The organism is Pirellulales bacterium, assembly GCA_019636335.1.
In the GTDB taxonomy this organism is placed as follows: Bacteria; Planctomycetota; Planctomycetia; order Pirellulales; family JAEUIK01; genus JAHBXR01.
This window is the reverse complement of the sequence record JAHBXR010000002.1, coordinates 49,794-75,442: the sequence shown is the minus strand read 5'-3', so window position 1 is coordinate 75,442 and position 25,649 is coordinate 49,794. Positions and strand designations below refer to the sequence as shown.

At 63.1% G+C, this 25,649-nt stretch carries 24 protein-coding genes; 11 read left to right on the top strand and 13 right to left on the bottom strand.

What is annotated here, in order from left to right; genetic code table 11:
* Nucleotides 1–9: 9 nt before the first annotated feature.
* A complete protein-coding gene (locus tag KF708_02500; GenBank protein ID MBX3411562.1) occupies nucleotides 10–510 on the bottom strand; it encodes a helix-turn-helix transcriptional regulator in 501 nt (166 codons plus the stop codon).
* Between the two features lie 198 nt (nucleotides 511–708).
* Here KF708_02500 and KF708_02495 point away from each other — a divergent pair, with 198 nt between their 5' ends.
* The 3 genes from KF708_02495 (at nucleotide 709) to KF708_02485 (ending at nucleotide 2,097) form a co-directional block, all read left to right on the top strand.
* Nucleotides 709–1,038: a hypothetical protein gene (locus KF708_02495; protein MBX3411561.1), complete on the top strand. Its 330-nt coding sequence runs from the start codon at nucleotides 709–711 to the stop codon at nucleotides 1,036–1,038.
* A 350-nt stretch (nucleotides 1,039–1,388) separates the two neighbouring features.
* Nucleotides 1,389–1,664 carry a type II toxin-antitoxin system HigB family toxin gene (locus KF708_02490; protein MBX3411560.1) on the top strand — a complete coding sequence of 92 codons (276 nt, stop codon included), beginning with the start codon at nucleotides 1,389–1,391 and terminating at the stop codon, nucleotides 1,662–1,664.
* A 1-nt stretch (nucleotide 1,665) separates the two neighbouring features.
* Complete coding sequence (locus KF708_02485) at nucleotides 1,666–2,097, top strand: helix-turn-helix domain-containing protein (protein ID MBX3411559.1); 432 nt, start codon at nucleotides 1,666–1,668, stop codon at nucleotides 2,095–2,097.
* Nucleotides 2,098–2,115: 18 nt separating this feature from the next.
* Here the strand turns inward: KF708_02485 and KF708_02480 are convergent, their stop codons facing one another.
* A complete protein-coding gene (locus tag KF708_02480) occupies nucleotides 2,116–2,928 on the bottom strand; it encodes a 3'-5' exonuclease (protein ID MBX3411558.1) in 813 nt (270 codons plus the stop codon).
* Between the two features lie 462 nt (nucleotides 2,929–3,390).
* Between KF708_02480 and KF708_02475 the strand changes: the two genes are divergently transcribed.
* Nucleotides 3,391–4,398, top strand: coding sequence for a glycosyltransferase family 2 protein (locus KF708_02475; GenBank protein MBX3411557.1), 1,008 nt, complete (start codon nucleotides 3,391–3,393; stop codon nucleotides 4,396–4,398).
* 47 nt (nucleotides 4,399–4,445) lie between these two features.
* Here the strand turns inward: KF708_02475 and KF708_02470 are convergent, their stop codons facing one another.
* Together KF708_02470 and KF708_02465 are read right to left on the bottom strand one after the other, a co-directional pair.
* Nucleotides 4,446–5,615: a sugar phosphate isomerase/epimerase gene (locus KF708_02470; GenBank protein ID MBX3411556.1), complete on the bottom strand. Its 1,170-nt coding sequence runs from the start codon at nucleotides 5,613–5,615 to the stop codon at nucleotides 4,446–4,448.
* A gap of 386 nt (nucleotides 5,616–6,001) precedes the next feature.
* Nucleotides 6,002–6,328 carry a hypothetical protein gene (locus KF708_02465; protein ID MBX3411555.1) on the bottom strand — a complete coding sequence of 109 codons (327 nt, stop codon included), beginning with the start codon at nucleotides 6,326–6,328 and terminating at the stop codon, nucleotides 6,002–6,004.
* Nucleotides 6,329–6,947: 619 nt separating this feature from the next.
* On the opposite strand from KF708_02465, the gene KF708_02460 reads away from it, so the two are divergent.
* Nucleotides 6,948–7,922 (top strand): alpha/beta hydrolase, encoded by a 975-nt coding sequence (locus tag KF708_02460; GenBank protein MBX3411554.1) that lies wholly within the window; start codon nucleotides 6,948–6,950, stop codon nucleotides 7,920–7,922.
* Between the two features lie 180 nt (nucleotides 7,923–8,102).
* Here KF708_02460 and KF708_02455 read toward each other — a convergent pair whose 3' ends face one another.
* Complete coding sequence (locus tag KF708_02455) at nucleotides 8,103–8,342, bottom strand: type II toxin-antitoxin system ParD family antitoxin (protein MBX3411553.1); 240 nt, start codon at nucleotides 8,340–8,342, stop codon at nucleotides 8,103–8,105.
* A gap of 353 nt (nucleotides 8,343–8,695) precedes the next feature.
* Between KF708_02455 and KF708_02450 the strand changes: the two genes are divergently transcribed.
* Complete coding sequence (locus KF708_02450; protein ID MBX3411552.1) at nucleotides 8,696–11,140, top strand: sodium-translocating pyrophosphatase; 2,445 nt, start codon at nucleotides 8,696–8,698, stop codon at nucleotides 11,138–11,140.
* Nucleotides 11,141–11,316: 176 nt separating this feature from the next.
* Here the strand turns inward: KF708_02450 and KF708_02445 are convergent, their stop codons facing one another.
* Nucleotides 11,317–13,296 (bottom strand): exo-alpha-sialidase, encoded by a 1,980-nt coding sequence (locus KF708_02445; GenBank protein ID MBX3411551.1) that lies wholly within the window; start codon nucleotides 13,294–13,296, stop codon nucleotides 11,317–11,319.
* 514 nt (nucleotides 13,297–13,810) lie between these two features.
* Here KF708_02445 and KF708_02440 point away from each other — a divergent pair.
* Complete coding sequence (locus KF708_02440) at nucleotides 13,811–14,785, top strand: NAD-dependent epimerase/dehydratase family protein (GenBank protein ID MBX3411550.1); 975 nt, start codon at nucleotides 13,811–13,813, stop codon at nucleotides 14,783–14,785.
* A 168-nt stretch (nucleotides 14,786–14,953) separates the two neighbouring features.
* On the opposite strand, the gene KF708_02435 is transcribed toward KF708_02440, so the two are convergent.
* The 5 genes from KF708_02435 to KF708_02415 form a co-directional block, all read right to left on the bottom strand.
* Nucleotides 14,954–16,288: an MFS transporter gene (locus KF708_02435; protein MBX3411549.1), complete on the bottom strand. Its 1,335-nt coding sequence runs from the start codon at nucleotides 16,286–16,288 to the stop codon at nucleotides 14,954–14,956.
* Entirely contained in the window at nucleotides 16,285–16,917 is a 633-nt protein-coding gene (locus tag KF708_02430) for a hypothetical protein (GenBank protein ID MBX3411548.1), read from the bottom strand. Before KF708_02430 ends, KF708_02435 begins: the two co-directional genes overlap by 4 nt.
* 1 nt (nucleotide 16,918) lies before the next feature.
* Entirely contained in the window at nucleotides 16,919–19,036 is a 2,118-nt protein-coding gene (locus KF708_02425; GenBank protein MBX3411547.1) for a penicillin acylase family protein, read from the bottom strand.
* A gap of 131 nt (nucleotides 19,037–19,167) precedes the next feature.
* Nucleotides 19,168–20,112, bottom strand: a complete 945-nt coding sequence (locus KF708_02420; GenBank protein MBX3411546.1) for a cobalamin-binding protein — start codon at nucleotides 20,110–20,112, stop codon at nucleotides 19,168–19,170.
* Nucleotides 20,113–20,160: 48 nt separating this feature from the next.
* Nucleotides 20,161–20,877 (bottom strand): (Fe-S)-binding protein, encoded by a 717-nt coding sequence (locus KF708_02415; protein MBX3411545.1) that lies wholly within the window; start codon nucleotides 20,875–20,877, stop codon nucleotides 20,161–20,163.
* 108 nt (nucleotides 20,878–20,985) lie between these two features.
* On the opposite strand from KF708_02415, the gene KF708_02410 reads away from it, so the two are divergent.
* Both KF708_02410 and KF708_02405 read left to right on the top strand, forming a co-directional pair.
* On the top strand, nucleotides 20,986–21,330 hold the full coding sequence (locus KF708_02410; GenBank protein ID MBX3411544.1) for a PadR family transcriptional regulator: 345 nt from the start codon (nucleotides 20,986–20,988) through the stop codon (nucleotides 21,328–21,330).
* The gene (locus KF708_02405; protein ID MBX3411543.1) at nucleotides 21,327–22,139 is read left to right on the top strand and encodes a hypothetical protein; all 813 of its coding nucleotides are present in this window, start codon (nucleotides 21,327–21,329) and stop codon (nucleotides 22,137–22,139) included. Before KF708_02410 ends, KF708_02405 begins: the two co-directional genes overlap by 4 nt.
* Before the next feature lie 19 nt (nucleotides 22,140–22,158).
* Here KF708_02405 and KF708_02400 read toward each other — a convergent pair whose 3' ends face one another.
* Nucleotides 22,159–22,791 (bottom strand): hypothetical protein, encoded by a 633-nt coding sequence (locus KF708_02400; protein MBX3411542.1) that lies wholly within the window; start codon nucleotides 22,789–22,791, stop codon nucleotides 22,159–22,161.
* Between the two features lie 312 nt (nucleotides 22,792–23,103).
* Here KF708_02400 and aroE point away from each other — a divergent pair, with 312 nt between their 5' ends.
* Together aroE and KF708_02390 are read left to right on the top strand one after the other, a co-directional pair.
* Entirely contained in the window at nucleotides 23,104–23,928 is an 825-nt protein-coding gene (gene aroE / locus KF708_02395) for a shikimate dehydrogenase (protein MBX3411541.1), read from the top strand.
* Between the two features lie 236 nt (nucleotides 23,929–24,164).
* On the top strand, nucleotides 24,165–24,599 hold the full coding sequence (locus KF708_02390; GenBank protein ID MBX3411540.1) for a transposase: 435 nt from the start codon (nucleotides 24,165–24,167) through the stop codon (nucleotides 24,597–24,599).
* A 228-nt stretch (nucleotides 24,600–24,827) separates the two neighbouring features.
* On the opposite strand, the gene KF708_02385 is transcribed toward KF708_02390, so the two are convergent.
* Nucleotides 24,828–25,649 (bottom strand): enoyl-CoA hydratase, encoded by an 822-nt coding sequence (locus tag KF708_02385; GenBank protein ID MBX3411539.1) that lies wholly within the window; start codon nucleotides 25,647–25,649, stop codon nucleotides 24,828–24,830.

Genomic DNA, 25,649 nt, shown 5'->3' with positions numbered 1-25,649 from the left:
GGCGAACGCTCACGCGCCTTCGACGTCGGAAACCTTGTCGTAGAGCACCTGCACGATGCCGACGAGGGTTTGGGCCTCACCACTCTCGAGCAGCAGGGCCACCTTCTCGTGAACCTCACGATTGCGATTCATCGTGGCGACGATCTCGAGCGTCCCTTCGCGGGTCAGCGCGCCGCCGGTCCCGACGCGACTGTAGAGCTCGTCGAAATCGGAGGGAGCCCAATCGCGAAACAACTCGGCCCGCTGCTCGACGACCTCGTCCACGGCCGGGTTCGACTCGCGATCGAAACTACGGTTGGCGAGCGTGGCGGGATTCTGGAACAGCTCATCGGCCGCCACCCCCAGCCCCACGGCCAGACGGTGGAGCGTGCGGGCATGCGGCCGCTTGCCGTCTACGCGAAGCAGGCCTTGCACCGTGCGGCTGTCGAGGCCGGTGCGCTCGATCACCTGAGCCAAGGTCAGGCCGTCGCGGACCATGATCCGCCGCAAGTTATTGGCTAAATCGCTCATGGGGGCACCGCACAAAATACGTGTTTATGCGTGGCAGAAAAATACACTTTTCTTGTTGACCGTATAATGTATTTATGTACAGTATTCGTAGTCGCGGCGTCAAGCTTTTTCCCAGGAATTTGGGAGGAGGGGGCGGCGCCGGTCGCTTTTGGGTCAGGTTCGGGCAAAGACGCCACCAGCAAGACAGCGGGGTGAGACATGATGGTCGCGGCAGGGAGCGAACGGGGGCAAAAGTACCGCGTGTGGCTCGTGGGCTTTGGCGAATGGGAGCCCGAGCGCTGGAGCGATGTGCCCCCCGAGTCGGTGGCTATCGAGGCGGCGGAAGAGGGCTGGCTCTCGGTGGACGAGGCGGCCGTTTTCGTCCGCAGTTTCAACACGGCGATGCTCACGCACCCGAAACGGGTCTGGGCGATTCCGGTGCCCGTGGTGGTGCGCTACGAAGGAGATCTGACCGCCGGACAAACCGTCGAGGCGGAGGCCGTGGACGTGCGGCCGCTGAAGAAGGCAGCGCGGGGGATTGGATGGTGAAGAAGTTGCTCGGCTTTCCCTCGCACTTGCGTAGTGTCTTCGTGCCGTTGTGGTGGACAGGACAGGAAGAAGAATCACCACGACAGGGGGGCACTACGGGGTTCGGCCGCCAATTCCGCTTCGAGCAGCTTTCGAAGAGCCGGACAAAGCTTGTCGAGAGGTGCCTGTTGAATGGGAGAGGTCACGCGCACTTTTGCATTTTGTAAACCCTTACACTCGACAGTTCGCATTTTGTAAAGTACCCTTGATAGTCGGACGATTGTAGTGTTAGGGGGGGGGCGTGCGTGCATATCGTTTCCAAATCGCGTCTACGTGAGTACTGGGAACGCTTTCCCGCGACGGAAGGTCGTTTGCGAGCCTGGTATTTGACGGCAGTCCATGCCGAGTGGTCGCGCTGGGCGGAGTTGGTGGCGTCTTTCCCCCAAGCCGATCAGGTAGGCGATTGCGTGGTTTTCAACCTCGGCAACTCGCATCGCTTGATTGGTCGCGTCCGATACGCAGCGAGGCGATTGTACGTTCTGCGAATTCTGACTCACGCTGAATACGACAAGAGCGATTGGCCTACCGAATGTGGCTGCCACGAGCGGCCACCCCGCAAGTTGGCCAAGCGTTCGCGAGGTACCTAAGATGGCAACTGTCTCGCGCAAGAAGAGCAACGCAGGCTATCTGAAGCTGATCGACGAATTTCCGCTTGCTCCGATCCGTTCCAAGTCGCAATTAAAGTCGGCGCAGCGTTTGCTCGATACGCTGCTCGCGCGCTGGCTAGATCGCGGTGAGAACGATTACTTCGAGGTGCTCACGCAACTGGTCGAGGATTACGAGAGCAAGCAGGAGAAGATCTCGCCCCCTGCGCTCGCCGACTTGCTCAACTTACTGATGGAAGAGCATGGTGTTTCGGCGAGCGATGTGGCCAGAAGAACCGGCATCGCCGAGTCCACGATCAGCCAGATGCGTGCCGGCAAGCGCTCGTGCAGCAAGGTGAATTGCGGGCGACTGGCCGACTTCTTTCATGTGTCCCCGCTGACATTTTTCGAAGCGACGACACTCAACGCAGGTTAGCATCGCACCGTTTGTGCGTTACTTCTCCTTCGGGTTCACCCAGTCCCCCCAGCGTTCTAAGTAGGCGCGGTACGCCGCGCTCGATTTCGATTGCTTGATGAGCCACTCCTTGGTTTCGCCGACGATGCCCTGCTCCTCGTCGAGCGAGAGTTGGCCCAGCAGCACGCGGGTGCGAAGGAAGACGAAGTAAGTGTCGAGCGCGTCGCAACGGCAGTAGTCGTTGATCTCGGCGATCTTTCCTTCGTTGTACATGTCCTGAACCATGTGCCCCTGGATATCCATCTTGCCGGGCTTGCCGAGCAGATTGGCCGCCAGGTTCAGCCCGCCGTTGAAGCGGCTCGACCCGAAGTTCGTCAGCAGTTCCTGCAGGTCGATGTGCGACTCGAGATTGAAGCGATTGCGCGCCTGCTCAAAACTCTTGGCATAGAGGTTGAACCAACCAGGAATGCTCAAACCGTAGCGGAACGCTGCCAGCTCGAGCACCGGGATATCAAACGTGCGTCCATTGAAGCTGACGAACGTGGGACGCTTGTACTTCTCCCAGCCGCGCCAGAAGTGTTCGGTGATGACGTGAGGACGGAACTCCGGCTCGTCGAGCACGACGAGGTCGTCCAGGCGAAAATCGTCGCGCACCTTGGCGATCGCCACGCTCACCGGTGTCTGGAACGTGTAGGGAATAAAATCGCTTTCGTACTTCTCCATCAGCTCCGCGCGGTAACGGGCCACGGCGGCCTCGGGCGCCAGCTTTTCGCCCGGGTAGCGGAGCTTGGCCACCAGTTCGGGGTCGGCCACGGTTTCGATGTCGAAGACGAGATATCGAACGGCGGGCATCGTGGGTTTCCGTGGAGGTCGAAACGGGGGCTTCCGTCGAAGGCCCCCCAGGCACGCTACCCCAAATTGCCGCGGGAGGGTCTTTCAGGCCGGGCACACGTCGGGGGGCATCAACAGACCAGGCCAAGGCTACCAGATCGCCCTTCGATGGGCGACCAGCAGAGCCACCCATCGGTAGCGGCTGCTAGCAGCGACGTCGGCGAGCCGGGGAAAACGAGGCAAACCTTAACGGCCCCCCTTGGCAAATGCCCGCGTGCCAGCACGGCTGGCGTCAATTTCGTCTGCCGTTTCAGCCGACAAAAACGGTAGAGAGTGGCCGATCGATCAGCCCGGTGCGAGTCCGCACGCTGACTCCCTTCGGCCACCCCTCTGACTGCCAGGGATTTTACCCACCCACGGCCAACGATGTCCTACCTGAGCCGCGGGCAGTCTCAGATTCAAGCACACCCGGGGGAACGCGCAGTGCCATCCCTTTCGATCGTGATCCCGGTGCTCGGCGACGTCACACGGCTGGAAACGACCCTGGTATCGGTGCTGAGTCACCGCCCAGCGTCGTGCGAGGTGATCGTCGTGCTGGCCACTTCCTACGACGATCCGTACGACCTGGCGGACGAGGTGCAGTTTGTGGCGGCCCGACCGCGCGCCGGTTGGGTGGAGTGCGTCAACCTGGGATTCGAAGCAAGCCGGGGTCGCGTGATTCATGTGATGGAAGCCGGCCTCGAGGTGGAAGAAGGCTGGGCCAACTCGTCGGTGCGACAATTCGACGATCCGCGCGTGGCGGCGGTCGCTCCCGTCGTCGTCGACGCGTGCGACACGAAGCACGTCTGGGCGGCAGGCGTCGAATACCGTGCCGGCGGCCGACGGATGGCGCTCGTGGGGGACGAGGGCGCCAGCGCCGTCGAGCGGTGGCATCGAGGACTGCGCGGACCGCATCGCCTGGCCGGCTTCTATCGTCGCAGCGTCGTCGTCGATCAACTGGGGGGCTTCGACGCGGGCGCCGGCGACCATTGGGCCGACGCCGAGATGGCGGTCCGTCTGCGCCAGGCCGGCTACACGGCGACACTCGAACCGGCCAGCCGCTTGAACGGCACGGCCGAGATTGCTCGCGACGCAGAGCGAGCGCGAGGCTTGCTGCGGCAAGGCTTCGAAGCCGAGCGTGCCTTCTGGCGCAACCTGCCCGCGCGAGGCGTGGTGCGTTCTCTGACCGGCCACGTCTTCAGCGTGCTGGGAGAAACGTTGCGTGCTCTACCCAACCCGGCGGCGGTTGGTGGCCAGCTCGCGGGTCGACTCTTCGGCCTGACGACGAGCCTCACGCAGGGCGCGTACCGCGCGCACCTGCACGCGATCAAAGATCTGGCGGCGGATGCCGTCACGTTGCCGGCCGCGGAGCATCTCGATCGGCGCGCCGCCCTGCGGGGCGAGCGTCGTGCCGGCTCGGTGGCATCGGATGCGCTGCGCCACAGTGCGTGAGCACGGATCGCGCCTGCGACTAACCAACCTGGCTTGAACTTTGATGTTCAAGCCTTCAACTGCTCGTCGTGCCGCATGCCGCTCGGCGGTTGATCGGCGCGGTGGACGTTGGCCAGCGCCGCCTTGGCGCCGGCGTGTTGCTCGACGTCGTTATCTTCCCACTCGATCGAGACGCCGCCGCTGTAGCCGGCGCGGTTGAGCTCGACGAAGATCTTCTCGAGCGGCGCGGCGTCGCGCGCCGTGCCGGCGGTGACAAAGTTCCAGCCGTTGTGGCGATCGCCCATCGGGCGGTGTCCCCCCAGGCGGCCGTTGCGGGTATAGCCGTCGATCACTTGCACCCCTTTGATGTGGGCGCAGTGAATTCGCGCGCCGAACTCGCGAATGAAGTCGATGCCCGAGACCCCCTGCCACTCCATGTGCGAGCAGTCGAAGTTGAAGCCGGCTGCCTGGGCGAACCCCGCTTTATCGACGGCGGCCAGATATTCGCCGGCACTGGTAATATCGCCCATGGCCCGTTCGCTGGGGTGGCATTCGAGATCGTAGGTCGTGCCGTACTGCAGGCAGGCCTGGAACACGGGCGAGAACCGCTCGACGAGCAACTCGAGGCTGACTTCGTAGACGTTCGGGATCGGGTGCCCACCGAGCGAACTCGGCAGGGGCGGGAACAGAAACCAGTGGCTCCAGCAGTGGGCCGGCGAACCGACGAAACCGGAGACCGGCACCACACGATCCTGCAACTTGCCGACATGATGAGCGAGACGCACCGTGTTCACGAGTGCCGTGGTGGCCTGCTTCTGCGCGATCGCCGCGACGTCGCTCGGCACGAAGAAGGGATCGGTGCGAGGGGGATTATTTCCCGCCTTGCGCCAGGCGGCGTAGGCCTCGACCGCTTCGCCGCCGATGAACTGTAGCGTTTTGGCCGAAGGTTCGTCGCCGAGCACCTGGCCTTGCAGGTGGGCGGCGATGCTCAGGATTTCGAGCCCACGCTTCTTCGCCTTCTCGACGCGCTCTTTGGCGTAGGCGGCAGCGCCGGCGTCGTCGCCGCAGCGGGCCAGGTCGAGTTCCCAACTCGCTTCTTCCCAGCCGTCGAATCCGGTGGCGGCGATCCAGTCGAGCCACTGCTCCTCGGGGACGTTGCCGAATTGACCGCGGACGAGCCCGATCTGATGGTGCGAGTGTTTGCCCGGCCGATGTGTTTTCGTCTGCTGATGACCCACGACTGCTTCCCTTGAAAATGCGCTGCGGTGTTTCTCGAGCTTCCGTTTGGTGCGCCGCGAAGGGAGTATCTTAGCGGCGCGCGGGACGGGATTGAACTAGCGCGGCGGGTGGTTCGGCAAACGTGTAATGCTTAACCCGGCGTCCCTTGTTCGGGAGACACCGGAGCCCAGCGAATACGATACGCACGGCCTCCGCGTGAGCGAGACGATTTCCTGCGTGTGTCCCTTGAAGTGGGGCACCGTGTCGAAGAGGGGTTGCGGCCGCCACCAGGTTTGCTCGTCGGACAACTGGCCATGACAAAGCTCGATGACTTCGAGCGCGTCGACCAGGACTTGCGCGGCGGCGCTAAGGGCGGCGCGGGTAGCTTTCTCGGCGGTGGGAGGTGTCAGCGAGCTCGCGAATAGCTCGAAAGTCCGTCTTCGAGCAATTGTGCCGCGAGTTGCATCGGGCTGATTTTTCGATCGTCCGTGCTGACGGACTCGGCCAAAGTGGTCAGTTGGGCCATCGTGGCATCGCTCATGGGGACCTTGCCGTAGTGATTCCACGAAGGGTCGGTGGGCCTGCCTGGCCTTTTGCCACGGCTGGGCTCCAGGCGATCTGCCATGATCTTCGCGAGGCGAGCCATACCGATCGTGCCGCCTCCCACGTCGGGAACGTCACCCACTATGGTAGCGCCGAGCCGCTGGGCGATCTTTTTGATGTTTTTAGCCATGACTGGACTCTTCTGGAAATTGAATTTCCAAGAACTGCTTATCGATGACGAGACCCACTGCCCCCTGGTGGGTTTCGGTTCCCATGGCAATCAGGAATTCGTGAAGCTCGTCGACGTGGGCCTCGATTGCTCGTTCGGACGTATAGCAATTCAATACTACGGGATCGTCGAAGACGAGCTGGCCTTATCTTTCGTCGTCGCGCCATACTCCGCGTGCTCTGGGAGATGCGGTAGCGCCTCCAAAAGTACGTCCAAAAAACTCGAGCGCGCGTTCCACCCATACCGCTTGCTCGACGGGCTCACCATTGCGATCGACACTCGGAATGTAAAGCACCATGACGGTAGTCTCGCGTCTGGATGCCCCGAGCTTCGCTTTCAGACTCCGCGCCATGCCCCGCCCTTTACATCGTCGAATTGCATCCGGTGCAACGAACGCCAATTGCAGCATCGTACTTTTAGGGACAAAAGTCAACTTTATGTCCCAAAAGTGAATCTCCCACAAAAATCGCCGACACCGTCTGAAGCAGACCACCGACAACACGAGTACAATCTGCGTCAGATCGGCGACCAATTCCAACAAACTGCGCACCGTTCAAGGTTCATCCTGGAGATCGCTTCCATGTCCACACTTTCGACCACCTGGTTTACGGCCGCGGCTACGGCACTGGTGCTTTCGTGCTGCCTCGCCAGTGGGGCCAGTGCCGACGACGACGCCAAGAAGGATGCCGAGGGGCCCGCGCCGACGAGTGGCGAAGGCTGCAACCTGGGGACCGACGGGTATGCCGATTCGGACGGCGTGAAGATCCACTATGTCACGCTGGGCGAGGGGCCGCTCGTGGTGCTGATTCACGGCTTTCCCGACTTCTGGTACTCGTGGCGAGAGCAGATGCCCGAGCTGGCCAAGCACTTTCAGGTCGTGGCGATCGATCAGCGCGGCTACAACCTGAGCGACCAGCCCGAGGGGGTCGAGAACTATACGATGGACAAGCTGGTGGCCGACGTCGATGCCGTGGTGAAGCATCTGGGCAAAGACAAGGCGATCATCGTCGGGCACGACTGGGGGGGTATGGTCGCCTGGAGCTACGCGGCCGCTCACCAGGACAAGACCGACAAGCTCATCATCTTGAACCTCCCCCACCCGCGCGGCCTGATGCGCGAACTGGCGAACAACCCCGAGCAGCAGAAGAACAGCAGCTATGCCCGCAACTTCCAGAAGCCGGAGGCGGCGAAGCAGATGAGCCCGTTGTTGCTCACCTTTTGGGTGAAGGACCCCGAGGCGAAGAAGAAGTACAACAAGGCGTTCCAGCTCTCGAGCATGGAGGGGATGCTCAACTACTACAAGGCGAACTACCCGCGCGAGCCGTACAGCGACAACACGGGCGCGGCCGCCGAGTTCCCGCAGATCACCTGCCCCGTGCTGATGTTCCACGGATTGAAGGACAAAGCGCTGCTGCCCGGCGCGCTCGCCGGCACCTGGGACTGGATCGACAACGATCTCACATTGATCACCATTCCCGAGTCGGACCACTTCATTCAGCAGGATGCGGCCGAGAAGGTGACGAAGAACATGGTCCGCTGGCTGACGGCGGAGTGAGGGGGGGCTGCATTCCCACGGAACTACGGCGATCGCTGACTACTCCGCAAGTTCGTCTGGTAAAGCGAACTCGCGGCCGCCCCAACGCACGTGCAGCACTCGCACTTCACCTGATGCGATCCTGAAAAGCGCTCGATAGACGCTGCGCCCTCGGCCGAACAAAAAGTGGCGCAATTCATCTCACGTCGGCTGCTCGGGGGGCAAGACACGCCGGATCTCGTCAAAAACTTCGTGCAAAGGAACCATGCGTCCTGCTTCGACATCTGCCATTCCCTCAAGCACTCCTGCCAATGCTTCTTGGCGTTCGCGCTCCAGCATCCGCAGAGCTTCGCTGACAAGCTCCAGCTCGGAACTGTAACGCCCCGTGCGAAGTTCCCGGTTGACGAATGCTTGTAGTTCTGTGGGAATTTGCAGTGCCATGGGCTGATTCGAGGGCAGGAAATTTGAACCGTGGTAGTCGGACGCGACAGACTTGGTAGTAGCCTAGCCAAAACAACTCAATCCTATCGCGCGGGTCCCCCAAGTGGCAAACTCTGACGGCCAAATCGCCGCAGAAACGACTCCCTTGTAACACGCGGCAGGGGGTCGACCCGTCGCAGGTGCGGAAGGTCTACCTTAAATCCCGGGCCGGGCCTAGTTTCGCCCCCCTTAAGGCCTTTTCAGGTCGGGCTGTTTTCAGTAGTTTATGCCCTTTACCCTTGCCTAATATCACTGGCTCGAATAGTGAGATCCGGGCCGCACACGACTTTTGTAGAGGCGGAAAGACGATTCCCATGAACTACAAGAAGCTAGTTTTCTGGTCCCTTGGCACCCTACTCTTGTTCGCGGCACAGCCGGCACTGGCCAGCGAAGCCAACCTGGCCATTCCCGATCTGCACGCCGGTACGTTTACCATCGCGGGCACGGAAATCACGGCCTGGAATCTTCTCTTCTACGGTTCGTTCGTGATTGCCTTCACCTTGGGAATCAGCCTCTATTTGCGAGCGCAAATCCAGCGTTTACCAGCCCACAAGTCGATGCTCGACATCGCGGAAGTCATCTTCCAAACCTGCAAGACCTACCTCATTCAGCAGGGCAAGTTCCTGCTGATGTTGTTCGCGATCATTGCCTCGGCCATGACCTACTACTTCATGGCACTCCAGGGTGAAGGGCTCGATACGGTATTGCTCGTGCTGCTCTTCTCGGTGGTGGGCATGATCGGCTCCTATTGGGTGGCCTGGTATGGCATTCGCGTCAACACTTGGGCCAACGCACGCACGGCCTTCGCCTCGCTGCGCAGCGAACCGTGGGACGTGGTCAACATTCCCCTCCGCGCGGGCATGTCGATCGGTCTGTTCCTCATCTCGCTCGAACTGATCATGATGGTCATCATCCTGCTGTTCGTGAACCGCGAGATCGTCGGTTACTGCTTCCTGGGCTTCGCGATCGGCGAGTCGCTCGGCGCTTCGGCCCTGCGTATCGCGGGGGGTATCTTCACGAAGATCGCCGACATCGGCTCCGACCTGATGAAGATCGTCTTCCAGGTGAAGGAAGACGACCCGCGCAACCCGGGCGTGATCGCCGACTGCACGGGGGACAATGCCGGTGACTCGGTCGGTCCCACGGCCGACGCCTTCGAGACCTACGGCGTGACCGGCGTGGCCCTCATTTCGTTCATCACGTTGGCGGTGGCCGATATCAACATCCAGGCCAAGTTGATCGTGTGGATCTTCGCCATGCGGTTCTTGATGGACTTCATGTCGGGTGTTTCTTACTTCTTGAATCAGGGTATCTCCGAGAAGAAGTACAAGGGACTGTCGGAGTTCAACTTCGAGGAACCTTTGACGCGGCTGATCTGGATTGCCGCCATCCTTTGTATCTCGACTTCGTTCGGCATGAGCTGGCTGTTGATCGGCGACCTGAGCGTGGCTCAGGCCGACGGCTCGACACTCGCGTTGCCCGCATTGTGGTGGCAGCTCGCGCTCATTATCAGTTGCGGCACGCTGGCCGCGGTGCTGATTCCCGAGTTCACCAAGATCTTCACCAGCTCGCACTCGAAGCACGTGCATGAAGTGGTCACCGCCTCGCGCGAGGGTGGCTCGTCGCTGACGATCCTCTCGGGCCTGGTGGCGGGCAACTTCAGCGCCTTCTGGTGCGGCATGCTGATCACGGGACTCATGACCGGGGCCTTCTTTGTCAGCCAGTTCGAACTGATGAATGTGCTGGGTACGAATGCTTCGATCTTTGCCTTCGGTCTGGTCGCCTTCGGCTTCCTCTGCATGGGGCCGGTCACGATCGCCGTGGACAGCTACGGCCCGGTGACCGACAACGCCCAGAGTATTTTCGAGCTGGCTCAGACCGAGCACATCCCGGGCATCAAGGAAGAGATTCAGCGCGACTTTGGTTTCACGCCCGACTTCGAACGGGGCAAGCACTATCTCGAAGCGAATGACTCGGCAGGCAACACGTTCAAGGCGACGGCCAAGCCGGTGCTCATTGGCACCGCCGTGGTAGGCGCCACGACGATGATTTTCGCCATCATCCTGCTGCTCGAGAAGGCTGGCATGCTGCACCTCAGCCTGACCGACGCGCCGGTCCTGCTGGGCTTCATCAGCGGCGGCGCCGTGATCTTCTGGTTCGCCGGTGCCTCGATTCAAGCCGTGACGACCGGCGCCTATCGGGCCGTGGCCTTCATCAAGAAGAACATGGACCTCTCGAAGACGGCCGCCGACATCGAAGACTCGAAGACCGTGGTCCGCATCTGCACCGAGTACGCTCAGTCGGGCATGTGGAATATCTTCATCGCCCTGATGTCGATCACCTTGGCCTTCGCCTTCTTCGATCCGAACTTCTTCGTGGCCTACCTGATCTCGATCGCCGTGTTCGGCCTGTTCGAGGCGATCTTCATGGCCAACGCCGGTGGCGCCTGGGATAACGCCAAGAAGCTGGTCGAGGTCGACCTCAAGGAAAAGAACACGCCGCTGCACGAGGCGACGGTCGTGGGCGATACGGTGGGCGACCCATTCAAGGACACCACGTCGGTGGCTTTGAACCCCATCATCAAGTTCTCGACCCTTTTCGGGCTGCTGGCCGTCGAGATCGCCATCGAGATCAAGGAAAAGGCGCATGTCGAGTCGACCAGCGACTTCACGCCCTACGTCGGCGCGGTCATGCTCGCCATCTCGTTGATCTTTATCTGGCGTTCGTTCTACTCCATGCGTATTCCGAAGGAAGTCTGACAAACCGCGCGGACCGCGGATCGCTCGTTGCGAAAATCTCACAGCCGCCGGCCGGATCGCTCGATCTTGCCGGCGGCTTTTATGATTCCCCACCAGATTCCGGGCGAGCAAACACGATCCATGGCGCTTCGCGCGCGAAATACGAAAAGTCCGTCGTGCCGTTGTCGTGTCCGCTGCTATTCCGACGCATAGAACCACGACACCGGCAGCGAGCGGAAACGGGACGAGATACGCCCCGTCCCCTCTTTCGCCACGTAGTAGCTGAGCAACACCCCATCGCGGTGGAAGAGCACGCTCGTGTAGGCGTAGGTGTCGTCGGTGCTGGTTTCCAGGTTGCGGAGGTGCTGCCAGGTGCCTCCTTCGTCCGAAGAAATGGCCGCGGTGAGGGGCGTGCGCCGGCCATAGGCCCCCGGCGGCGGCTGGACGTTGTTCCAGACGAGCAGCAGGTCCCCCGTCGATGGAAGGCGGCGGATCGTTGCCGGCGATTCGGGCGAAGGAACCGAGAGTTTTTCTGGCTTGCTCCACGTGTCGCCGCCGTCGGAGGAATAACTCGTGGCGATCGAGCCGAACTGCGTGCGGATAATCATCAAGACGCGCCCGTCGCTGAGTTCGATCACCTCGGGCTCCATGGCGCCGCGCTGCGGCATGGCGACCGATTCCTTGCCTCCCCGCCACGTGGCGCCGCCGTCATCCGAGAGGAAAACCCACGACCGAAACTCTCCGCCGTGCGAGACATCGTCGCACGACGCGACCGGGCACAGAATGCGGCCGCTGGATAGCACCGTCACGCGATCGTTGTTCATCACGTGGTAGCCCGGCTCGTCGGTGACGAGGACCGGCGGACCGAACGATTGTCCCTGATCGTGCGAGACGCGCAGATAGGCGTCGAGATCGGTGTGCGAGTTCTTCACCAGGTAGAACATGCCGAGCGGCGCCTGCACGGAGCCGTTGAGCGCCGCCGCGATATCCGCCTTGTCCCCCGACTTCGGCAGCCGCCGCAGGGTGACCGACATGACGTTCTGCCGCCCCACGTTCTCCTGCAGCAGCCGCGCTTCGCCCCACGTGCGTCCACCGTCGATCGAAGTACGTCCGATGATCGTGGCGGTCGCGTGATCGGCACCACCCCCCACGAACTCGGTTGTGGCATACAACAGCGAACCATCGGCGAGCGCCGCGATCGAACCCTCGCTGTATCGCGGATGCTCGGCTGTTGCCGGATAGACATCCACGGCGAAATCGTCGGGCACGACCGACACCGGCAGACCGAGCGCCCCGGGGGGCAGCGATAGCGCGATCAACGACTGCGCCGCGCGGACGCGCACATCGACGCCCGGATCATCGAGCAGTGCCTCGAGCCGCTCGCGGGCTTCCGTGGCGCGACCATACCCGGCAAAATCGGCCGCATAGGTGCGAACCATCACCTCGGGGGACGACAGATTCGCCACTAGCGCCGCGCGGCCGCGTCCATCGCCCAGGCAGGCCAGCGCATGGGCCGCGTACGCTTTGGCTAGGGGTTGTTCTTCTCGCTCGAGCAGCGCGGCCACCGGCTCGACGTCCTGCTGGTCGCCCAGCAATCCCAAGGCCCAGGCGGCGACCTTGCGAATCTCGACGTCCGGCGAGGCGAGCTTGTCGCGCAGGTGGGCCAGCGCCGCGCGGTTGCCCCCCCGCGCCAGGGCGGCGGCGGCCATCAACCGCAGGCGATCATCGCTCGACTGGGCGAACGCGGAACGTAGCAATCGTCCATCGCCAAGCTCGGCGATCTTGTAGAGGCTTTCGGCCGCGTGCGTGCGACCGTTCGACCCGGGGTTGGCCAGGATGTCGAACAGGACATCGAGTTGCCGGCGGTCCCCGGTGCGGACCATTTCGCGGACGAGGCCACATCGTCGCTGATCGTCTGTTTCTTGCGGGAATCGCGGCTCGAGTGCGGCCACAACTTCTGCCCCTCGCCCTGCCAGCGTCAAAGCTTCGGCGGCGTGCATGGCAGGCCAGAATTCCTCCCCCGCGAGCGCCTCGCGCAAGACCTGCAGGCAGCGTGCGTGCAGCTCGGGCGACAGCGGTTCGACCCGCGGATCTGCTGCCTCGGCCAGCTTCCCGTGCGCTCCCAGGCATCCGATCCACAGCAACAAGCAACCGCCCCACCCAATCGTACGTTTCATCGCTTGCTTCATGGAGAGCACCTCGTCCTTACTCGGAATCGCGCCTGCTCGATTCGACTGCGTTTAGGTTGGTTCCCATTGTGTACCCGTTCGATAGACAATCGACGGCAGGCCTGTCTCTTCGCGGGAGCACCAGTATAGGGTCGCAAAAGCGCCTCGGGGAAAGAAGTTTGTCGCCGGATTCCTCGTTGCCACGCCGCGCTCCTCCGCGAGGCCGTGGGGGGGCGGCCAGCAAAGCGCTGCTTGATGGCGCACTGTTCTCACTTCGGCGCACGATCGGCAACGAATTCGCCAAATCCTGGTACGAGCACTTGTCTGCCGCCGGCAAATCTTTTCAAGTCAGGCTGATTCCACGCTCTGGGCCGCTTGACTCTCGCGTAGAACAGTTCGATAGTGGGGAGTGTCGCCGGCGGTTATTTTCGCGCTCGATGCTATGCGTGTCGTCGCGCGAGAGCATCGATCCCCCCGGAGCGACGATGGCCGCAGAGCCGTTTTTGCGCAGGAGCATTGCCCCGTGGTAACTTTGGTAACGGGGGCGACGGGGCTCGTGGGCAATAATGTCGTGCGTTGCTTGCTGGCCGATGGTCAGCCTGTCCGTGCGCTGGTGCGCACTTCGAGTTCTCCGCGTGCCCTCTCTGGCTTGCGGGTCGAATTGGTTCGCGGCAGCGTCTGCGATCCCGACGATGCGCTACGCGCTTGCCAGGGGGTGGAGCGTGTGATTCATTGCGCGGGCTACGTGCAGATCGGCTGGTCGAATCTCGCCACGCACCGCGCTGTCAACGTCGGCGGCACGCGCAACATGGCCTCGGCCAGCCGCGCGGTCGGCGCGCGGATGGTACACGTATCGAGCGTCGATGCGCTAGGTATGGGCACGCGCGAACATCCGGCCGATGAGAACCAGGGACCAAGTCCGCACATCCTCTGTCCCTATGTGACGTCCAAACGCGAAGCGGAACAGGCGGTCGAGCGCGAAGCCGCGGCCGGCCTCGACTCGGTAATCGTCAATCCGAACTTCGTCCTCGGCCCGTGGGATTGGAAACCCTCGTCCGGTCGAATGCTGTTGGAGATCGCGCGCGGGCGAGGGTTGATTGCACCCCCCGGCGGGAACGATTTCTGCGATGCGCGCGACGTCGCCCAGGGGATCGTTGCCGCCGGCGCGCGCGGCCAGGCGGGGCGCCGCTATATCCTGGGGGGCGTACCGCTCTCTTACGTCGAGGCCTGGCAACTCTTTGCCAAAGCGTCCGGTGTACGTGCTCCGTTGGCGGTCGCGCCCCAGTGGCTACTCCGCGCGGCAGGGCTTGCCGGAGACGCCTGGGGTAAATTGTGTCGCCGGGAGCCCGACGTCAATTCGGCCGCCACGGCGATCTCGGCCCGACCGCATCACTACTCGAGCGCCCGCGCCATCGCCGAATTGGGCTACCACGTCCGCGACATTCGCGAGACCGTGAACGATACCTGGGACTGGTTTGTGCGTGCGGGATATTGCTAGGAGGTAGCCCTGCGCTGCCTTCCGATCGAAGGTGTTGCGCAGCAACAAGAGGGGCGATCGGGCCTGTGCATTTCAGCAACGCAGCCTCATCACAACACGGGGCCGGTCGAAACGGACCTCTTGTCGCTGCGCGACACCGACGAGCTTCCGACTTGCGCAAGAAAAGCTTTAAACCGTCTCCGGAAACTCGTCGGTGCTACTCCCTGGCACCACTGCGAACCAGGCGGCGGCGCCCAGGGCCAGCACGATCGGCGCGAGCGTGAAGAAGATCGGGGCGTACGATCCGGTGCGTGCCTCGCACTCGGCGAACAGGAGTGGCCCGATCGCCGAGGCCAACACGGTCAGCATTTGCGCCGCCCCCTGGATGCGTCCCAGGTGCAGACGCCCGAAGTATTCGGCCCAGATGGCAAAGAAGACCACCGTCACCATGCCCCCGGCAGCCCCCATCAGCACGGCGTTGGTCATGACCTCGCCGTAGCTTGTCACGAAGGGCAACCACACGAGCGCGGCGGCATAAAGTCCCATCGCCAGCGACATCAAGCGGCGCAGCGACCAGACCGCGCCGATCCAACCCGCGGCAAACTGGCTTAGCAGCCCGACGAGTGCGCCGACGACGAGCGTCGCGTGGTAGGTCTCGGTGTCGAAGCCGAGTTCGAGCAGGATCGCTTCGTTGAACAAGCCGATGCCGGAGACGGCCAGGCCGTAGAACGACGTCGCCAGCGCGAAGATCCAAAACGCCGGCGTGCGCAGCGAATCGCCCAGCGACAGCCCCTGCGCGTCGGCTTGGTCATCGGCCCGTTCCTCGCGTCGATCGGGCGCGAGCCCTACTTCCTCGGGCGTGCTGCGGACGAGCAGCCAGAACAGCGGCAACAGGCCCACGAGCAGGACGAGCGAGATCTCCCACCATGCGGTGCGCCACCCTTGCTCGCGCACTGCATAGCCGACGAGTCCAAACGCCGTCGCGAAGAGAAAGCCGACGAGCACGGCGTAAACCCCCATCGCCAGGCTGATGCGGCGGCGAAACCACTTGCCCACGAGCGAGATGCTCACCACCGAGAGCGCGCTCTGCCCAAGCGCGCGGGTAAGCATGACGAGGATCGCCAGGACGGCCACCGTCTGCACGCCGCTCATGCCCCACACCGTCAGACCCAACCCAGCGATGACCAGCGCCAGCACGCGCCGCGATCCATAGCGGTCGACCCAGCGTCCGACCGGGAGACAGGCCAGCGAACCGAGCAGGGTTGCCCAGAGATTGATCTGGGCATACGTGGTGCGGTCGAGCTGCAAATCGGCCAACAACGGTTCGGTGATGAGCCCCAGTCCCTGCGTGCGGCCCGGCAGCGTCGCCAGCATGGCAAACGCCGCGCAGACGACATTCACCCAGCCGTAATAGAAGGGGAGGCGGACCATCCAGCGGCGTACCCCCGGAGGGGCCGAGAGCGTGACTTGCGGTGCGGGAATCGTCTTGCTCCTTGTCGTGCGAATGAAATCAGGCGACTTCAAGTGGCGATCGCTGCTCGTGGCCGATGGCTGGCAGTCCAGACTGCGGCCAGTAGAACGAACATGACCAGGCCCGCCCAGCGGATGCCTCCCGTCTCGAACACCACCATGCCGTTGAAGACGATGAAGAGCATGAAGGTGTGCAGCAGGCGGTCGATCCACGCGGAGCGCGCGGCATACCGCGCCGGCAGACACCACCACCAGAGCGCATCGATGATCCAGCACCAGGTAAAAAAGTAAGAAATGTAGATCCCCTCGCCCACGCCACTCACTTCACGGGTTCGCTCGAAGGCGTGCGCGTGCGACCAGCCGTGGTAGTAGTGAAACGCCATCGCCAGATGGACCAGAAAGACCACGATCGCCCAGGTCCAGCACCAGCGAGTCAGGCGACCCCGCGTCGATACCGCGCGCCAATCGTCCGTGTCGCGCAAGCGCATCATGAGGCACAAGGCCACGGCGTACCACGCCAGCGACAGCCGCACGGTGTTGCGCGTGAGCAGGTCGCCGACATCGTATGCCCAAAGCCGCGTCAGCGCGATGACCGCCACCAGCACCACGGCGCCACCGACCAGCACGGCCGTATCGAGTGGCAACGTCACGCGTCGCGGTTCGGCAGCAGTGCTCGTCATCATGTTACGGACGCGTGTCGAGCACGATTTCCGACTCGCGATTGGCGGCCACGTCGGCGGGAAAGAACCAGGCCGGCTTGAACTTGCCCGCGACGTACAACGACATCTGATCGGCAAAATGGGGCGATTGCGGATGATCGCTCACGCCATAGGGCAAGCAACTGACGGCCTGCGTCTCGCCGGCAAAGTCGACGATCATGCCGTAGCTCGAGCCGGCCGTGAGATAGCGGTGCCCGCGTTTCACCTCTCCCCCGCTGGGTCTCAGCGTGGCGCCGATCGTTTCGTTCCCCTGGCGCGTGCGATGGATGCCGCACCCGGCAATCCCCATCTCGATCTCGCCCCGTCGAATGCGGCTGAAATCGCCCCAGGGGGCATCGAGCGAGCCGAGTTGCTTGCGCATGTCGGCGGCCACCTCGAGCAGTTCCTTCACGGCGGTGGGGCCCTCGTTGGCCTCGACGGCTTTGACGAAGGCATCGTTCGTCCACAGGTGGAAGAAGAGCGCCGCGCCTCGCGAGTCGACATCGGTGCGCAGATCCCAACGCTCGAGCACGTCGGCCGCTTCAGCCACGGTATCGCGGGCATCGCCCGCGCTGTCGAGTTGCGCGCGCAGCAGGCTAACGATAGCGTCTTTGTGTTGAGTGCCCGCCTCGAGCTTCGTATCGACGGCGTACTCGTGCATTTCCGACCAATCGATCGATTCATCCCCCGCGAGCAACTCGGCCAGGCGGCGCCAGCGGCTGTTCGCCTCTTGCCCCATCAAATACGGCACGAAGTCGCTGGACCGCGGCGCCTCGTCGGGGGTGACGTTCTGCGGTCCGCTGTTCGTGTTCAGCAGATACCCGCTCTTGGGATTGAGCACCTGCGGCAGCTCGTCGATGGTGTGGAATCCCTGCCAGCGGGCCCACTCTTGATCGCCCGGGCGCAGGTCGTGGCTGCTGATGCGCGTGTCGCGCTTCGGCACGCGACCGTTCGAGATATAGAAGATATCGCCCGCCTTGTCGGCGTAGACGATGTTGAACATCGCCAGCCCCAAGGGCTCGAGCGACGAGCGGAACGACTGGACGTCGTGCGCCTTGGCCATCTGATAAAGCTGCCGTACGCGGCTGGGACCCTCAGGCAGCGGCAGCGCGAAGACGTAGGCCACGCCGTCCTGCTCTTTGATCACCGGTCCGAGATCGGTGCGCTTGCAGGGCATCGTCTGCTTGGTGGCGCCGCTCGGCATCGCCACGTGGTAGGTCTCTTTCGACTCTTCGAATTCCTGCCAGCCCGCGAGCCCCTTGTACTGCTGGGGATTCTCGGGGTTCACCTCGAAGGTGAAGACGTCTCCCAGGTCGGGGGCGTTGACCGTCATGCACCAGGCGGTATCGACAGTGCGACCCATGCTGACATAAGGGGAGCCGAAGAAGCAGGCCCCCATCACGTTGATCTCGGGGCTGACGAGGTGCATCTCGTACCAGCGAAAGAAGCCCGAGTGGGGTAGGTGCGGGTCCATCGAAAGCTGCGCCGCGCCGCTCGCCGAGCGCTGGGGCGAGACGGCGAACTGGTTCGACCCGAAGGCCGATTCGCGATCGCGATCGAGGCTCTCGAGCCCCACCAGCTTGATGCCGGCCCGGGTCAGGTCGTCGCGGCAGTGCGAAATGCAGAACATCGTGTCGACATACATGGCAAAGCCGACGATTTCGTGCGGCTCGATCGGCGTGATCCAGTCGGGCACCTGCACGCGGTTCTTGGCGATGTAGGCATTCACGCCGGCCGCGAAAGCATCGAGATGCTCGCGTTCCTCTGCCGTAAGAACGGCGTAGGCCTCCTGGGCGCGTTGGGGAATATTGAGCAGCCGCATCAAATGATCGAAGATCATCTGATTGAAACCCTCGCGCTCGGCGGCGCGGCCTTGCCCACGCAGCAGATTGACGTACAGGTTCTCGAGCTGATCCTCGGCCTGGCAGTAGCCCACGCCGTAGAACAGACTCCAGCTATCGCCGGCGATGATGTGCGGCACGCCGAACTTATCGCGGACGATTTTCACCGCACCGGTCGCCGGCGGTCCGTAATCTTCCAGGGTGGCCGCCGCGGCCGGAAGTGAGACGACGAGCGCAAGGAGCCATCCGAACGAGCTTCGCATAACGCAGATCTTTCGTTGCCAGAAGATAAGGGAGCCGCACGCTCGGCACGTCTTGCCCAGCGCGTTAGCGACTATCATCGGTGCGCGAACTTCGCTCGTCAAATCACCCGCAAAGGCGCCGGCGGCGGCTCTCACAGCCGGCAATAGGGGGGCTCGCGATCGGGCAGGTGAGGCGGCCCGAACAACTGGGGGTGCAATAGATGCGCCAGAATTTCCAAACTCTCGACCATTCGTGGTCCCGAGCGATTGAAATAGGCATTGCCGTCGACCGCATAGACGCGGCCCGCACGCACCGCCGTCAATTCAGACCAGCCGGGTAGCGCAGGCAGCACCGTTGCTTCTTCGAGCGTCCGCGCCAGGTCGAACCCGCACGGCCCGACGACGATCACCTCGGGATCGAGCGCCACCACGGCGGGCCATTCGATCCAGGTGCTGTGAACCCCTGCCTTGGTGAGCAGATTCTTGCCACCGGCAATCTTGACCAGTTCCGGCGTCCAGTTGGCCGCCAGCATCATGGGTTCGATCCACTCGATGCACGCCGTGCGCGGGCGCTGCTCCTCGCCTAGCGACGTCGCGCGGTGACGGATGTTCTCGACGCGCGCCTGCAGACCGGCCACATACTGCGCCGCAACCGGGGCGACCCCCGCCGCCTCGCCCACCCGCAGGATATCGGTGAAGATGTCGTCGAGCGTCATCGGGTTGAACGCCACGATCCGCGCCTGCCGCAGCGCGGGATGCGTCTCGACGGCGCGGACCACATCTTCATAGCGCACGGCGCAGACGTCGCATTGCGCCTGGGTCACGATCAAGTCGGGCTGCAAGGCGGCCAGCCGCTCGACGTCGATCTCGTAGAGCGCTGCGCCGCTCTGCAGCATCGTCTGGACCTGCTGGTCGATCTCGCCACTCGAGGCCGACGCGGCGACGTTCGTCGTCGTGACGCGCGGCTTGGTCGCCGCCTCGGCCGGAAAGTCGCACTCGTGGCTCACCGCCACCAGGCGATCGCCCAGCCCCAGCGCGTAGAGCATCTCGGTGCTACTGGCAAGAAGAGACGCGATACGCTGAGGTCGTAGGGTCATGAGTCGCCTTCAAAGGATATTCCAGTGGGGCATCGTCTCGCGCCGCCGTCATCGTCGATCGAGCAATTCGGCCAGGTGCAATACTTCGATCGCTCGTCCCTGGCGGTGCAAGCGGCCACCGATGTTCATCAGGCAACCGGCGTCGGTCGAGACGACGGCGTCGGCGGCCGTTTGCGTGATGCAATTCGACTTGTCGTCGACCATCGCCCCCGAGATCTGAGGATAGCGCACGGCGAACGAGCCGCCGAAGCCACAGCACTGGTCCTGCCGGACGAGGGGAACATAGGTTGTACCGCGCACGTGTCGAATCAGCGTCTCGGCCTCGGTCACAAGCCCCAGTCCCCGCAGGTGGCAGGCAAAGTGATAGGTGACCCGTCCCTCATACGCGGCGCCCACATCGACGACGCCGAGCCGATTGACCAGCAAATCGGTGAGCTCGAACGTGCGTGCGGCCAGATCCTCGGCACGGCGGAGCCACGCCTGGTCTTGCTCGAAGAGGCGCGGGAACTCGAGCTTGACCATCGCCGCGCACGATCCCGAGGGGGTAACGACCGCTTCGGCCCCCTCGAACACGCGGATCGTGTGCCGCGCCAGCTCGCGCGCCTGATCGAAGAAGCCGCTGTTGTAGAAGGGCTGCCCGCAACAGGTCTGCTGCTCGGGAAACTCTAGTTCGTGACCCAAACGCCGCAACAAGCGCACGGTCGCCTTGCCGGCGGCAGGCCGCAGCACATCTCCCAGGCAGGTCACCATGAGCGCCATTCGCATCGGCGTATCTTATCGAGCGGAAAGAGGGAGGTGAACGGGCGCCGTTCCCGGTGGCCAAGTTGGCAGAATTCCGTTGACGCATCTATTTAGACTATCTATATAGATGGCATGGAAACCATTCGCGGCGATCAACTGCGCGGACATCTGGAAGGGCTGATCCTCGCCTCCCTCGAGCGCGAGGCCGCCCACGGCTGGGATATCTGGCGGCGACTGGAGCAGGCGAGCGGCGGGGCGCTGGCCATCAAAGAGGGGTCGCTTTATCCGGCTCTCTATCGACTGGAGCAGCAAGGGCTCATTGCCGCGCAGTGGGATGCGGAGGGTGCGGCACGCTCCGGACCACGACGCCGAGTGTATCGTCTTACTGCCAAGGGGCGGCGGCGTCTGGCCGCTGCCCGGAACGAATGGCAACAGTTTGTTGCCGTTTTGGGCCAATTATTGGGAACGCCTGCATGAATGCACTCAAGGTACATGTCGAACGTATCGTGCGACCCGTCCGCGCGTGCCATCGGCGGAAGGACGCCTGGCGCGAGGAGTTGCTCGCCCATCTGACACGTATCTACGACGAGGAACGGGCGCGCACCGGCGACGCAGAGTCGTCCGCGGCGGCGGCGATTGCCCGGTTCGGCGAGGCGCCGGCCCTGACGGCGGAATTGCAGGCGGGCGTTTCCTGGATCGAGCGCTGGAGCTTGACACCTCTTCCCACGTTCGCGCTGTTTCGCCGGCGAATCGATGAATCCCCTCGCCACTATGTAGTACGGGCGACGACCTACGGTCTCGTCTGGGGGACGTTTTGCGCCGTGGCTGTGGTTGCGATCTCGCTAGCGTTCCGCTCGCCTGCCGCGCATCAGAAGTCGAACGCCGCGGTAGCCGGCCAGATCAGCCTATCTATGTTTGCCGCCTGCGCCATCCTGTTTTCCGCCGTGATGGCGAACGGTCTGCTGACCGACCAGATCCGGGTAGAGTTCGAGCGCCGCTCCGTCGCGCTCGATGCGGCCGAACGTCGTCGTGCGAATCGGCAGGTAGCGTGTTGGGTAGCCTTGAATTCAGTGTTCTGGAGCGCTGCCGCACTGGGATTCATGTTCCTGTTGAATTCGGCGATCCCCGGTTTTGTTTCCACGGCGCGCATGGTAGCAATGAGCGCGGCGGCAGGCGTTGCCAGCGCACCGATCATCCTGCTGCAGACCAGAGACTGGTTGCTCGCGAATCGGCGCTTCGAGAACTGGGAATCACTTCCGCTCGACGATTCCGCCGTCGCCGAGTAGGGACGCGGCTACCGCGATCCTAGAACGGTGGCCCACCTCCGCCCGGGAAGGGGGGTAGCTGCTTGCCGCGCTCCTTCATCCGCGCGGACATGTCGCGCATGAACTCGGTAGCCTGGGCACGAAACTCCGGGGTCGTCGAATCGAGCATCTTCTTACGGAATTCGTTTCGCGCCGCGGGGTCGCGGGGCGGACCTCCCGGTGGTCCCCCTGGCGGACCGAAGCCCCGCCCGCCGAGCCCGTTACTTGTCTCACCCCGCTTCTCGCGCTCCGCGCGTTCCTTCTCGAACGTCTTGCGCATGTTGTCCATCTGGTCGATGACGCGGTCGAGCTCCTTCGTCTTCTCCTCGGGCGTCATGGCGAAGTAGCGCTCGAATTGTTCCTGCATGCGCCCTTGCATCTCTTCGCGGCGGTGGTCCATGAACTCGCGGCGCGTCGACTCGGGCATGGCGTCGACCTCCTCGCGAAGTTGCTTGAACTGCTCGCGCACCTCGGGCTTCGAGATGTCGGGGGGGCCGGTGGTCTGTTCGAAGATCTTCTTACTCAAGGCCTCGGCCTTGGCGAGTTGCGGATCGGGGCCGCTCGACCACCAGGCCCACGTTCCACCCGAGAGCAACACCACGATCAGCGTGCCGATGACGAGCTTGATCCGCATAACTGATTCTCCCAGATGATCCGAGGTAACCTGCCAAGACAGAGGCAATACCTTTCCAACCGCGTGCCGCGACGATAGTTTCGCGGGGCGCGGCCATCCGTAACGCTTGACCGGCCGCCACCGTCAATTCGACAATCAGGACCGCATTCGACCAAGCCTTTCCCTCGCAGCACGAGAATCCGACGCTTTGCTCCGCCGTTGATCGTCGGGCCGACAACAAGTGCCGGCGGCCTTCATCGGTGCCGACAACGCCCCCCAGCCCTTTTCCCACGAAGGATACCCGTGACAGCACCCCGCTCGTTTCAACAAGAAATCTGCTCGCTTTTCGGACAGCCGGTGGCGGAAAACCCCACGCAATACATGCTCGAACGGGCCTTCCAGCACCACGGACTCGACTGGCGCTATATTACGCTCGAGATCAGTCCCGCCGATTTGCCCGCCGCCGTGCTCGGCATGCGCGCCATGGGCTTCCGCGGTGGCAACTGCACCATCCCCCACAAGGTGGCGGTGATCGAGCATCTCGACGAGATCGCCGAATCCGCCTCTCTCATGGGGGCGGTGAACTGCATCGTCCGTCGGGGGGACCGGCTCGTCGGCGAGAATACCGACGGCAAGGGCTTCCTGACCTCTCTTCGCGAGGTGACCGACCCGCGCGGCAAGCGGGTCGTGCTGTTGGGAGCGGGGGGCGCTGCCCGGGCGATCGGCGTCGAGCTCGCCTTGGCTGGCGCGGCCGAGATTCGCGTCGTGAATCGCAATCCCGATCGGGGCGAATCGCTGGTCGAGCTACTGAACGACAAGACTCCCACGCACGCGCACTTCGTTCCCTGGACCAGCCAGTACGCTTTGCCCGAGGCGACCGATGTGCTGGTGCAATGCACGTCGATCGGGCTGTTTCCCGACGTCGACGCACGAGTGCGAATCGAATTCGACACGCTGCGCCCCGGCATGATCGTGGCCGACGTGATTCCGAACCCTCCGGCCACGCATCTGATCCGCGAAGCGAAAGCGCGTGGCTGTACGACGCTCGACGGCCTGGGCATGCTGGTCAACCAGGGGGTGATCGGCTTCAAGCTCTGGACCGGAGTCGACCCCGACCCCGCCGTCATGCGCGAGGCGCTAGAAGAAGTGTTTAATTGAAAAGTTCTGCTCTTAGGATGGGGGTAGCACCGCCGAGTTTCCGCAACAGGCGTGAAACTTTTCTCGCGCAAGTCGGAAGCTCGTCGGTGTCGCGCAGCGACAAGAGGTTCGTTTTGACGTACGATAATCATGGCATCAGCCCGGGGCAGAGGAATCTGATGGTCCAACGCAGGGTCTTTGATGATGAACGCCATGCACAGTTCGTGACTTTTTCCTGCTAGAGACGGCCGCGACTCTTGGATCACCCACGAGCAAAGGAAATCGTCATCGACCTGCTCGCTGAAGAACTTGCCAAGCGGCAAGGGGGCTGTTTTGGCTTCGTCGTGATGCCCGACCATGTGCATGCCACAGTCTGGTTCCGTGCAGTGGGCTGTTTGAGCGAATTCATGAAAGTCTGGAAGGGAAAGTCGAGCCGGGAGCTGAAACTGTTGTTGCGCGGAACCTTGCCGGAATATACGAGAACGATCGACTTGCGAGAGCCGTGTTGGCAGCCGAAGTACTACGCCTTCAACGTCTACTCGGAAAGTAAAGTCCGTGAGAAACTGGAATACATGCACATGAACCCAGTACGTGCCGGACTTGTCGAACTCGCAATCAATTGGGAGTGGAGTTCGGCCCGCTATTACGAACTCGGTGAGCCATGCGAAGTTCCTTTGGCTTGGGAGTTCTGATTACAAAGAGCGAGATGCACAAGAGGGCTACGGACCTTGAAAGCACGATGGCTCAAGACCTCTTGTTGCTGCGCAACACCGACGACAGTGCGACTCGAGTGTATTATCGTGCGCGACGTCGCGCCGCACCATCGTCGGTGCTACCCGGCTGACCGACGGATGGTGCCACCCTCTTCCTTCCTACTCCGCGCCTCCGCGTGAGCCCTTTACGGCTGGCAGCATCGACACTCAATGCCGCCATTGCGGCGAGCGTTTTTCGAGGAACGCCTGCATCCCCTCGATGGCATCCTCGCGCTGGGCGTTGTCGACCATGACCCCTTGCGCAAGTTCGTAGGCGCGCGGTCGATCGAGCCCGAGTTGCGCGTAGAAGGCCTGCTTGCCCAGCGCCAACGTATCGCCGCTGGCGCCCGCGATGCGCTCGGCCAACTCGCGCGTGGTGGCCGCGAGCTCCGTGGCGGGCACGACTCGGTTCACCAGCCCCAGACGTTCGGCTTGCGCGGCCGAGATCGGCGTGCCCGTGAAGAGCATCTCCAGGGCCTGCTTCGTCGGCACCGCCCGCGCCAGCGCCACGGCGGGGGTCGAGCAGAAGAGACCGATCTTGACCCCCGGCGTGGCGAACGAGGCCCCTTCGGCGGCGACGACCAGATCGCACGTGGCCGCCAATTGGCAACCTGCGGCGGTGGCCAATCCCTGTACCTCGGCAATCACCGGCTGCGGCGCGAGGCGGAGCGTCTCCATCACCTGGGTGCAGAGCGCAAACAGGCTCTCGAGTTCTGCCGGCGAGGCGGAGCGCACCTCGGCCAGATCGTGTCCGGCCGAAAAGACCGGCCCCGCCGCGCGCAACACGAGACACTTGATCGTGCGATCGGCGCTCGCGGTGCGCAAACGTGTGGCCAGCTCGGTAAGCATGGCGCGCGAGAGGACATTTCGCCGCGCGGGATTATTCAGCGTGAGCACGCCGACGGCCCCCTGCCGTTCCCAGACGACCAGCGAGTCGCTCGCCTGGTCGGCAGACGCCGGCGTCGCAGCCGTGCGAGATTCGATAGCCAT